This window comes from Candidatus Clostridium eludens, from assembly GCF_045310515.1.
GTDB lineage: Bacteria > Bacillota > Clostridia > Clostridiales > Clostridiaceae > Clostridium_B > Clostridium_B eludens.
This window is the reverse complement of the sequence record NZ_JBJHZX010000041.1, coordinates 22,319-34,127: the sequence shown is the minus strand read 5'-3', so window position 1 is coordinate 34,127 and position 11,809 is coordinate 22,319. Positions and strand designations below refer to the sequence as shown.

The 11,809-nt window shown below is 29.3% G+C and carries 13 protein-coding genes; 2 read left to right on the top strand and 11 right to left on the bottom strand.

Annotated elements, in window-relative coordinates; all coding sequences use genetic code 11:
* Nucleotides 1–295: 295 nt before the first annotated feature.
* A complete protein-coding gene (gene hsp18 / locus ACJDU8_RS20545) occupies nucleotides 296–742 on the top strand; it encodes a heat shock protein Hsp18 (protein ID WP_406794044.1) in 447 nt (148 codons plus the stop codon).
* 68 nt (nucleotides 743–810) lie between these two features.
* On the opposite strand, the gene ACJDU8_RS20540 is transcribed toward hsp18, so the two are convergent.
* The 11 genes from ACJDU8_RS20540 to ACJDU8_RS20490 all read right to left on the bottom strand — a co-directional run bounded on the left by ACJDU8_RS20540 (nucleotide 811) and on the right by ACJDU8_RS20490 (nucleotide 10,232).
* Entirely contained in the window at nucleotides 811–2,145 is a 1,335-nt protein-coding gene (locus ACJDU8_RS20540) for a replicative DNA helicase (RefSeq protein WP_406794043.1), read from the bottom strand.
* A 66-nt stretch (nucleotides 2,146–2,211) separates the two neighbouring features.
* Nucleotides 2,212–4,110, bottom strand: coding sequence for a Lon family ATP-dependent protease (gene lonC / locus ACJDU8_RS20535; RefSeq protein WP_406794042.1), 1,899 nt, complete (start codon nucleotides 4,108–4,110; stop codon nucleotides 2,212–2,214).
* Between the two features lie 12 nt (nucleotides 4,111–4,122).
* Complete coding sequence (gene rplI, locus ACJDU8_RS20530; RefSeq protein ID WP_406794041.1) at nucleotides 4,123–4,566, bottom strand: 50S ribosomal protein L9; 444 nt, start codon at nucleotides 4,564–4,566, stop codon at nucleotides 4,123–4,125.
* On the bottom strand, nucleotides 4,567–6,552 hold the full coding sequence (locus tag ACJDU8_RS20525) for a DHH family phosphoesterase (RefSeq protein ID WP_406794040.1): 1,986 nt from the start codon (nucleotides 6,550–6,552) through the stop codon (nucleotides 4,567–4,569).
* 19 nt (nucleotides 6,553–6,571) lie between these two features.
* Entirely contained in the window at nucleotides 6,572–7,558 is a 987-nt protein-coding gene (locus tag ACJDU8_RS20520) for a YybS family protein (RefSeq protein ID WP_406794039.1), read from the bottom strand.
* 11 nt (nucleotides 7,559–7,569) lie between these two features.
* Complete coding sequence (locus ACJDU8_RS20515) at nucleotides 7,570–7,887, bottom strand: MazG-like family protein (RefSeq protein WP_406794038.1); 318 nt, start codon at nucleotides 7,885–7,887, stop codon at nucleotides 7,570–7,572.
* A gap of 142 nt (nucleotides 7,888–8,029) precedes the next feature.
* Nucleotides 8,030–8,284, bottom strand: coding sequence for a 30S ribosomal protein S18 (gene rpsR, locus ACJDU8_RS20510; protein WP_406794037.1), 255 nt, complete (start codon nucleotides 8,282–8,284; stop codon nucleotides 8,030–8,032).
* Between the two features lie 27 nt (nucleotides 8,285–8,311).
* The gene (locus ACJDU8_RS20505; protein ID WP_406794036.1) at nucleotides 8,312–8,752 is read right to left on the bottom strand and encodes a single-stranded DNA-binding protein; all 441 of its coding nucleotides are present in this window, start codon (nucleotides 8,750–8,752) and stop codon (nucleotides 8,312–8,314) included.
* Nucleotides 8,753–8,764: 12 nt separating this feature from the next.
* On the bottom strand, nucleotides 8,765–9,052 hold the full coding sequence (gene rpsF / locus ACJDU8_RS20500; RefSeq protein WP_406794035.1) for a 30S ribosomal protein S6: 288 nt from the start codon (nucleotides 9,050–9,052) through the stop codon (nucleotides 8,765–8,767).
* A gap of 117 nt (nucleotides 9,053–9,169) precedes the next feature.
* Nucleotides 9,170–9,379 carry a DUF951 domain-containing protein gene (locus tag ACJDU8_RS20495; protein WP_406794034.1) on the bottom strand — a complete coding sequence of 70 codons (210 nt, stop codon included), beginning with the start codon at nucleotides 9,377–9,379 and terminating at the stop codon, nucleotides 9,170–9,172.
* 4 nt (nucleotides 9,380–9,383) lie between these two features.
* Entirely contained in the window at nucleotides 9,384–10,232 is an 849-nt protein-coding gene (locus tag ACJDU8_RS20490; protein ID WP_406794033.1) for a mechanosensitive ion channel family protein, read from the bottom strand.
* A gap of 482 nt (nucleotides 10,233–10,714) precedes the next feature.
* On the opposite strand from ACJDU8_RS20490, the gene ytvI reads away from it, so the two are divergent.
* Entirely contained in the window at nucleotides 10,715–11,770 is a 1,056-nt protein-coding gene (gene ytvI / locus ACJDU8_RS20485) for a sporulation integral membrane protein YtvI (protein WP_406794032.1), read from the top strand.
* The last annotated feature ends 39 nt before the right edge of the window (nucleotides 11,771–11,809 follow it).

The window sequence follows — 11,809 nt, the reverse complement described above, 5'->3', positions numbered from 1 at the left end:
GTGTGCGAGTAGCACAGCCAGTAACATGCCCTTATAGGGCTGAGCAAACCACCCGTTTTACGGGTGGTGATGATTTTAACCATTAAAAATCATCAAAATTCTCAGTTTATTTTTAAATACATTGTTTATACTAAGTTATATGGTTATTAATAATAATTTCTAATACTTATACACAAAATCTATACTTTTTAGACTTTGACTTTCTTTGACTTTAAGTATATTATATAAATATAATAAAAATTGTTAAACAAGTACTAAAAATAATATAAAATCTATATTCAAGGAGGTATGTATTATGTTTGATATGGTTCCATTTAGAAGAAATAATTCCGTAAGGAAAGGAGATGATTTTGAAAGCTTCGTCGATTCTTTCTTTAACCATGATTTCTTAACACCATTTAATACAAGCTTATTGCATAGTGGTTTTAAAGTTGATCTTAAAGAAACTGATACTTCCTATTTAATTGAGGCAGATCTTCCAGGTATAAATAAGGATGCTATAGATTTAAACTTTAATAATAACTATCTAACAATATCTGCAAAAAGAGAAGATTCTATAGAAGATAGCAAAGAAAATTTCATAAGACGTGAAAGACACTATGGCGAATTTAAGAGAAGCTTTTATGTTGATAATGTGGACGAAAAAAATATTAATGCTTCTTTTAAAGATGGAGTTTTAAAAATTGATCTTCCAAAATTAGAGAAAGGAAACACAAATAGCAAAAAAATAGAAATACACTAAATTTATATTATAATCTATAAATATTCATAGTAATATAGGGAACTATATCAAGTATAGTTCCCTATATTTTATTCCTGATGTATCACATCAAGATTTCCAAACTTACTAAATTGACCCATCCAGGCTAATTTTACAGTACCAGTAGGGCCATTTCTCTGTTTTGCAATAATACACTCTGCTACATTTTTATCCTCTGTTTCTTTATTATAATATTCATCCCTATATAAAAACATAACTATGTCTGCATCCTGTTCTATTGAGCCTGACTCTCTTAAATCTGATAGCATAGGCCTATGGTCTGACCTGGCCTCTGGAGCACGTGATAACTGAGACAGGGCAATAACAGGACATTGCATCTCTTTTGCCAATGCTTTAACAAACCTAGATATTTCTGATACTTCCTGCTGTCTATTTTCTGAATTTCTTCCACCACTCATAAGCTGCAGATAATCTATAATTATCATATCTATACCATGTTCCATTTTTAATCTTCTACATTTAGATCTCATTTCCATAATAGATATACCTGCAGTATCATCTATAAATATCTGCGCTTCAGCGAGGGGACCTGAAGCCCTTGCTATATTTTCCCAATCCTTATCCTCTAGATTTCCAGTTCTAAGCTTCAACATATCTATATGTGCTTCGGAACATAATAGCTTATATGCAAGCTGTTCCTTTGACATTTCAAGAGAAAATACAGCTACTTTTTTGCCTTCTCTTAAAGATGCATATTCTGCTATATTCAATGCAAAAGTTGTTTTCCCCATAGAAGGTCTTGCGGCCACTAACACCATATCTCCCTTTTGAAACCCAGATGTTTTGGCGTCTAACTCTCTAAATCCAGAAGCTACTCCCGTAGTCTCACCTTTGTTATTAAATAGCCTCTCTATTTCTAAAAATCCTCTTTCGAGTACAACATTCATGGACTCAAAATCAGAAGTCTTTCTATTATCTGATAAATCAAATATAGATTTTTCAGCCATATCAATAGTTTTCTCTACATTATCTTGATTATTATAACTTTCCTCTATTATTTTTGTGGAGGCTCTAATAAGCTTTCTAAGGGTAGATTTATCTTTTATAATTTTTATATAAGATTGTAAATTAGCAGTGGACACTATAGAACCACTTAACTCACTTATATAGGTTATTCCCCCTGCAGCTTCCAGTTTAGAGGTAGATTTTAAACTTTCAGCTAACGTTATTATATCTACAGCTATGTCTTTTTTATATAAGTCAAGAATAGCATCAAATATAACTTTATGTGACTCTCTATAAAAATCATCAACTTTTAAGATTTCCATAGATTCAACTATAGAAGCCTTATCAACAAGCATTGAACCAATTACACTTTGCTCAGCTTCTAAATTGTGAGGTATACTTCCCAAAGGTGCATCCATGGATATCTTCACTCCTTAAATTTATAATTGTATATTTACAAACTATTTTACGAAAAATTACTGTAATTATTTAAATACAATCTTCATAAGCTCTTCAACATTAGATACTGCTTTAATCTCTATGTCTCTAATATCTGCAGGCACCTCTCTTAAATTTTCCAAAGGTATAGCCATTGTTCTTATTCCATTTCTTCTTGCACCATAAGTTTTCTCAAAAATTCCGCCTACAGGTTTTATATTACCTCTCAAAGATATTTCTCCTGTTATAGCAATATCTTGCCTTAGAGGTTTATCTAAAAGAGAACTTATAATACACACTGTAATAGCAGCCCCTGCAGAGGGTCCGTCAATTCTCCCTCCACCTATTATATTTACGTGAATATCATAATCACTTATATCTTTATCCGTTATCTTTCTTATTACAGAGGCAGCATTAAACACAGAATCCTTTGCCATGCTGCCTGCCGTATCATTAAATCTTACAACTCCCCTGCCTTTTTCTTTAGCTTTAAATGCAACTGATTCTATTTCAATAGTAGAACCTATGTAACCACTTACTCCCAAACCGTAAATATGCCCTACTTCATATTCTGATTTTAAAGATACCTCTTCAAAAGATTTTAGTCTACCTATAGATATAACTTTTTTTAAATCCTCTACTGAGACTTTAATTTTATCTTTTAAATTCGTAATGCCACTATTATATAATACATATCCATATACATCTGATAGTATATTAATAGCTTTTCTTCCTTCAATAGTGTATTTACTTATAAGCCCGGATACTCCATTTTCAATTTCTATATTTAACTTTCTAGCCGCATTTTCTACTATATTTTGTATATCTTTTATAGAAAGCGGTTCAAAATAGACTTCTGTACATCTTGATCTAAGGGCTGGATTTATTTCACTAGGTTCCCTAGTGGTAGCTCCTATAAGTAAAAAATCTGCTGGAGCTCCCTTATCAAATAAATATTTTATATATTTGGGCATATTTTCATCGTCAGGATCATAATATGAAGATGAAAATTCAACTCTTTTATCTTCTAATACTTTCAATAGCTTATTTTGAAGCATTTCGTCTAATTCACCTATTTCATCAATAAAAAGTACTCCGCCATGTGCTTCTGTAACAAGTCCAAGTTTTGGTTCTGGTACCCCACCTTCTGCTAAATCTCTTCTTGTACCTTGATATATAGGATCATGTACAGACCCTAAAAGAGGATTTGTAATTTCTCTAGAATCCCATCTTAATGTACTGCCATCAACTTCCACAAATTTAGCATCTTTATTAAAAGGTGTAAATTTTAGTTTTTTTGCCTCTTCAAGTGCAATCCTGGCAGCAGTAGTTTTACCTACGCCCGGAGGGCCATATAAGATTATATGTTGTGGATATGGTGAGGCTATTTTAGAAAGTATAGACTCTACAGCTCTTTCTTGCCCCATAATTTCACCAAAAGTTTCCGGCCTTAAAAGCCTTTGTATATTTTTACTAAGGTTTCTAGAGTCCAAAACTTCAAGTTTTGCGTACTTTTTTAAAGTTTGTGCATTTTCAGGTCCTCTTTGCTTCTTTATGATACTTAGTCTTACCTCATCCATGTACTTGTCCTGACGTTCTGTAACATTTCTCTCTACTTCTCTTTCAATTTTAGTTCTTACGTACCTTTCCGCCAAAGTTTCTGCAAGCCAATTATTGGTATCCTCTAGAGCATTATATATATTAGATTGATTTGGGATAATGCTTAATCCTTTTCCATCACTTACTATTTTATTCAAAGCGTATATTCTCTTAAATACATCTTCACTATTTATGTAATCCTCAAGTTTATATTTTGCCACCTTATCATTTATAGTAGTTTCATCCATAACTTTTTTTAATAGATCATATAATACTTTAACTTGGATATCTACTGGTATAGAATTATTCATTTCTTTATCCAATCCATCAATAAATTGTAGCTTCACGAGTTTTCCTCCTTATTTTTCTGCAATAATTACTTTTATTCTTGTAGATATTTCAGGATATAATTTAACCTCCACATCATAAGTACCAAGTTGTCTTATATTATTAACTGCTATTTTTTTCTTATCTATGTTTATCTTAAATTTTTTGTTTAATTCATCCGAAATATCTTTACCGGTTATAGAACCAAATATCCTTCCATTTTCTCCTGATTTAACAGTTAAATTTATTTCTTTTCCTTTTAAGTCTGCAGCAAGTTTCTGTGCTGCTTCCAATTCCGCAAGTTTTTGTTTTCTCTCCGCTTCTTTCTTGTTGTTCCATACATGAAGATTGGTTTTATTTGCCTCTTCTGCAAATCCTTTTGGTATTAAATAATTTCTAGCATACCCATCTGAAGCATTTACAACTTCACCTTTTTTCCCTAGAGTTTTTACATCCTTTAACAATATAACTTTCATTTACTTTTCACTCTCCTTAACATATTCCTCTATGGCCTCTTTTAGCTTTGATAAAGCTTCATCCATAGTCACGTATTCTAGTTTTGCCCCTGCCATAGTAATATGTCCTCCTCCGCCTAAAGCTTCAAGTATAATCTGCACATTTATATCTCCTAGAGATCTTCCACTAATAAATATTTCATCTTTTATTTTAACAAAAACAAAAGACGCTTGAATACCTGTAATATTTAGCAATTCATCTGCTGCCTGCGCAGCCAATAGTATACTATTTATTTGTTCAGGACATACTGCTATAGCAATATTATTATATATACTGGCTGACCTTATAATTTCAGCCCTTTTTAAATAAGTTTCTAAATCATAAGAAAAAAACTTTTTTATTTCTATAGTGTCTGCTCCAAGTCTCCTTAAAAATGAAGCAGCCTCAAAAGTCCTCACTCCGGTTTTGAAATAAAAATTCTTAGTATCTATACATATTCCTGCAAGGAGAGCTTCTGCCTCTATAGTTTTTATTGTGGGCTTTTCTATCATATATGGTAACATTTCAGTAACCAGCTCAGAAGTAGATGAAGCATATGGTTCAATATAGCTTAAAAGTGAACCCTTAATAAAATCTGTAGTTCTTCTATGATGGTCAATTATAACTATTCTATCAAACTTCTTGACTAATTGCATACTTTCTACATATCCTTCACTGTGAACATCTACAATTATCAGAAGACTGTTTTCATCCATTTTATCTTCACAATCCCTAACATTTATAAAAGCATTACTGTATTCTTTTTCTTTTTTTATTTTATCTAATATAAGCTTTGTACTTTCGTTTGGATTATTCAATATAATAAAACACTTCTTACCCAATAAGTCTACCACACCGTGTATTCCAACAGCAGCACCTAAACAATCTATATCAAGCTTAGTATGGCCCATTATAAATATATTGCTGCTGTCATTCATTATATCCACAAGTGCCTGGGCTACTACCCTAGCCTTTACTTTAGTCCTCTTTTCAACTTCCTTGGCCTTTCCTCCATAAAATAACAGTTTATCTCCACTTTTTACAACTGCTTGATCTCCGCCTCTACCTAATGCCAACTCTTTAGCTGATACTGCGTATTTTTCATTTTCCATTGGGGTTACTCCACCCCTACCTATACCTATACTTAAAGTTACTGCAAGTTTATTTCCCATATTTATTTCTCTTACAGTATCCAATATTTCGAATTTTTTTTCCATCTCTTTTTCTATATACTTATTTTGTATACAAAATATATATTTATTAGACTCATACTTTCTTATCATTGCATTTAAACTCTGTGCATAAATATTTATAGTTCTCTCTATTTCTGCTATTATAAGTGGTCTGTCATCCTCATCCATGGCTTTAACCACATCATCAAAATTGTCAACTTCCATTAACATTATTACATCCTTATTTGCATTTATTGAATTTACCATATCATAGGACTTTGTCACATCATAAAAATATAATATAACAATTTTGTCCTTAGAGTTTTCAGAAGTACCTACTATATTTGTATATATGTCGTAATGTTTATCCTTAATTTTTATGTACTTAAACACGTTCTCTTTACCAGTTACAGCCTGCTTAATATTAAAATCTCTTGCAATATTTTTAATATTTTGCCCTAATATATCTTTTCCTTTTAATATAGAAGAAAAATTTTGATTATACCATAGTACATCACCAGTTACTTTTATTATAACAAGTGGAAATGGAAATTTTACAAGCGTACTTGTGGTAGCTACATCAAGCTTAGATGAAAAGTCTTCTATAAATTTTTTCCACTGATTTTTTCTGAATTTTGTGTTTTTTACATTATAAATTATAAGCAGTATATATAAACCAATAGCTACAAAACCAATTATCATGTGTCCATATACCATTAATAATAAAATAAGCAGTGCAATTATCACCATATATACTTTATTACTGGTTATAAAATAATTATATTTATCATACATTAAATAAAACCCCCGGTTACTATTTTTTTAACTTTCTATAAGGGTCAAGTCTTCTAAAATCAATTATCATATCTATAAATCCCATAATAGTATAAAACAAAGATAATCTTGACATAGCTGTAAATATTATTATTAAGGCAGTAATCTTTTTAGACACTTTATATCTGTGCATTAAATAATATGTAATTAATGCTACCCCGTCTAAACACAATATCCATTGAAGTATAAGTCCTGATGAGTTGGCTAAATATTGTCCTACGGCCATATTTTTTCTGTCAAGTAACAGTCCCATAACAAGAATTATACCAACTAATGTACCTATTCTAGTATTCATATACCATTGAGCAATAGGCTTAATTTCTTTAACCTCATATCTTAACCTTTTAAGTATATTTATTGCTAATATATAATTTACATATGATGAAACAAATGACATAATTACAACTACTGCCGGGATAATTCCCATAATATATTCAGGCGTAACTATGGTAAATATATTTTCCATAGCAGCAATATCACTACTTGACATTCCAGCTTTCTCATACATGCCTTTACTTAATTCCATGGACTGTTTTAAATCTAGCAATGCCTTATTAACCAATCCATATATTCCTGCTTTATTTATAAGCATTATATAAACAAATAAATAAAAAATTATTCCCACAGCAATAGATCCAGCTAAAAAAATAATTGTGGTGGCAAATTCTTTCTTATTTTTTATACAATATCCTAAAGTTATCCCTGTAAGACCTATTAATACTATTGAAGATAATGCACTTATAGGATTATAGAACATTGCTATAAATATACCACTAGCTGCTATAGAAATCAAAGTAACTTTATAATTTTGTCTTATATAGAGTATTGCTATAGGTATAGGAAATATGAAATTAGTAAATATGGATAGTATAGGTATGTATATATTTATAAGAATTATTAATATTATAAATGCTGTTATAAATCCTGCTTCTACCAAAGCCTTTACATTATATGTTTTACCTTGCATATCTACCTCCGTTAATTCCTTTCTTTAAGATGATTATATAATTTGCTTAAATCTTTTCCATCTCTTTCTATTTTATCTTCTTCAATTATACCAACTTTTAATTTCTTTTTCATAGTTTCATCCACCGCTGTATGAGAATATCCTAATCTTTCTGCAAGTAAATATAAGATTATTATTGCCCCGGAAATACAATCCAATATGGCTTGTTGTGTCACATTGTTCCCTCTTGTAAGTAACTTAAAGAAATCTCCTATTATACATAGAAGATCCGCCTTTAAATCCTCTATCATTTTAACATTATACATTATGTTAAAATTTTCTCTTTTCATACAGTCCCCTCCTATTCTTTAATTATATTTTAGTTTTTTTTATATTTTTATGCAATAAATAGAAGCGTTAGATTTAAACTTAAGTATATAATTTACAATTAGGTTTAAAAAAAGTGAAGAATACAAATTCTTCACTTTTTAACTACTCTGTTGTAAATGGTAATAACGCTATGTTCCTAGCTCTTTTTATAGCTCTAGTAAGCTCTCTTTGATGTTTTGCACAGTTCCCAGAAATTCTTCTTGGAAGAATCTTTCCTCTTTCTGTAACATACTTTCTTAATTTATTTATATCTTTATAGTCTATAAATTCAGACTTATCCATACAAAAAGCACAAACTTTTCTCTTGGCTCTTCTTAATTTGCCGGAATTTTTTCTTCCGCCTTCTCTGTTTGCCATAATGCTTCTCCTCCTTACTCTTAACTCTTAAAATGGGATATCTCCATCATCAACTGGAGTAATATCTTCTCCATAAATATCTTCATTAAAGCCTGAGTTTCTACTAAAATCTTCAGATAAAGTTTCATTATTAGTACTGTTTACAGCTTTCTGTCCCCATTCAAGAAATTGGACTTCTTCTGCAATAATTTCAGTAACATATTTTCTAATGCCATCTCTAGATTCATAACTTCTAGTCTGGATTCTGCCACTAATACCTATAAGTTTTCCCTTACTCATATAATTAGCCGTAGATTCAGCTTGCTTTCCCCATACAACAATAGGAATAAAATCTGCTTCTTTCTGTCCATCTTTAGAAAATCTTCTATCAACAGCTATAGTAAAGGTAGTGACTGCTTTACCCATTCCTGGTGTAAATCTCAATTCCGGATCTTTAGTTAATCTTCCAATTAAAACAACTTTATTCAATTAAAACACCACCTATTTTTCATCCTTTACTATTATGTGTCTTACAATTGTATCTGTAATCCTGAATACTCTATCTAATTCTTTTGGTAACATAGGATCAGCACTAAAATTTATTAAGGTATAATATCCTTCGTTAACTTTTTTTATCTCATAGGCAAGTTTTCTCTTACCCCAATTATCAACGTTTTCTATTACCCCTCCACCATTTTCTATTACACCTTTAAACTTTTCTACATTAGACTTATAAGCTTCCTCGTCTAATGATGGATGTAATATAAATATAGTTTCGTATTTACTCATTGAATTCCACCTCCTCCCCTCGGACTAATGGCTGTGATTTTCACAGCAGGGACTACGTTTTCTTATTTTACTACTTTTTTCATATAAAATCAATTAATTTTTTTGCATAACTTAAATCTATACTTCTTGTATATCAGGTGAATTCTGCTTTATAATATTTTTTACATTTTTTTCAAATTTACTTCTTGGAAGCATTACTATCCTCTTACAACCGCAGCATCTAATTTTTATATCAGCACCAAGTCTTATTATTTCCCACTCATTACTGCCACATGGATGGCCTTTTTTCATTTGTACTACATCACCAATATAAAAAATTTTTTTCATACATTTACTCCTCCTTCAAAATCCTTACTGATGAGTAGGGAACTTTAATATTCTCCTTTTTTAAAATTTCCCATATCTCTTTTCTAAGTTTCATTTCCATATCCCACTGTGTCATTGCCTTGGTCTTGCCAACTATTCGAACAGTGACCCTATCATCCTTTATATTTATTATACCTTGAACAGTTGGGCCCTCTACAATAACAGAATTTTCATTTTTAAACCTCTCACATAAATTTGACATTATTTCTATAACTTTGTTTATATTTTGATTATAGGAAATATCCGTATCTATCATTATTCTAACGTTTCCCTTAGAATGGTTGGTCACTTTGGTTATAAGTCCATTAGGTATGATGTGTAAATCGCCATTAAAATCTCTTATCTTGGTAATTCTAAGCTCTATACTTTCTACAATACCACCTTTATCATCTACATTAATATAGTCACCTACTACAAATTGATCTTCAAATAATATAAAAAAACCATTTATAATATCTTTTATGATACTCTGAGCACCAAGTCCCACTGCTACTCCACCTATACCTGCAAAAGTTAATCCAGTTATACCTATTTTAGGTGATATTACTGCAATTATACTAAAAATACCGAAAAAGTATACTGCATATTTTAATACACTTTTTAAAACAGCTCCTACGGTTTTAGCTTTTTTATCATCCAATGAAATTCTGAAATTTTTTTGTTTTGATATATATTTATTTATTATTTTATTTCCAAGCTTAATAACTAAATACATAATAGCTACTATAATTATTATTTTTAAAGCAATTACTCCAAAATTATATATACTTTTAGGTATTTCAAATTTATATATTTTAATTATACTATCTTCCATACTTACCTCCAAAAATTATTAAGTTCTTCTAATGTTCAGATGGAATTTACTCAATAATGTATATTATTTTTTAGTTGATATAAAAATTTATAATAATGAAGAATCTATTTTCTTCCACATATTAAAGACATATAATTTAACAATCCATTTTAAGTATAATTACATAATAATGGTCAATTTGAAATAACATCTTCACAAAATCGACTTTATCTCCTCCTTCCTATGTAAAATTTTACTAACATGGTATATACAACGTCATTATATTGTTTTATAATTATTGTACATAAGTTAATCTATAATATATTGTTTTATCTGAAATTTGTATTATAAAAACTTTTTAATCTACAATATAATTATATAACAAATATACTTTCTTTTTAACAATATAACTATGATTATTATGTAAATTTTAAATATATCATAGCGTAATTATTAATGAAATCACTTAACAGTAAAATATTTAAAGGAGTTGTCATACAACCGTGAGCGATTTAATAAACAAAATTGATAAAATTAGCATATTTTTTATAATCTATACAATACTTTTTTTAACATTTTTTAATACACTTAACTATACCTTACCTTTTGTTTTAGCATTTATATGTGCACTAATACTGAAAAAACCTACAATTTTTATTTCAAAGAAACTAAAAGTGAAGCATGGAATAGCTTCTTTAATTACAACTATAATATTCTTCACTATAATAATAACCTTGCTTTCATTGGGCATAACTACAATAACTCAAGAAGCTATACAACTTGGTAAAAACACTCAATTGTATATTTCTAAAAATTCTAATGATATATATAATTCATTTTATAAATTGCAAAAATATTACAATGACTTAGATCCTTATATAATAAATACCTTAGAACAAAACTTTACAAGTTTTGTTACCAAAACATCAAATATATTAGTAAATTTTTCTGGTAAACTAGTATCCTACGTTATAAATTTAATAGCTACAATACCTTATATACTAATGGTAGTACTTTTTACTCTACTAGCTACATATTTTTTTACCAAAGACATGAGTTCCTCCAAAATAAATATGCATAACTTAATACCAAATAATAAGACAGATAAAATATTAAAAATATACACTGAAAGCAAAAGAATGCTAGGTAACTACTTACTATCCTATATGATTATAATTTTATTTACATTTTTAGAAACAATAATAGTATTTTTAATTTTTAAGGTTAAATATGCCGTAATACTTAGTATCATATGTGCTATAGCAGATATACTTCCTATTATAGGAATCGGAGTTATATATATCCCATTGGCTCTGATTTATCTAATAATATTTAAAAATTATATTACATGCATTGGATTACTTATATCCTATATATTAGTTTCTGTCATAAGACAAATTATTGAGCCTAAAATAGTTTCCTCTTCCTTGGGTATACACCCTGTGGCAGTTCTGGCAGCATTATTTATAGGACTAAAAGCAAATGGTCTTTCTGGAGTGATATTCTGTATATTTTTAGTAGTATTTTTTAATATATTTAGAAAATTAGATATGTTTTAAATTTTTATAATAAAATATATAAATTAAAAGTATAAAAAA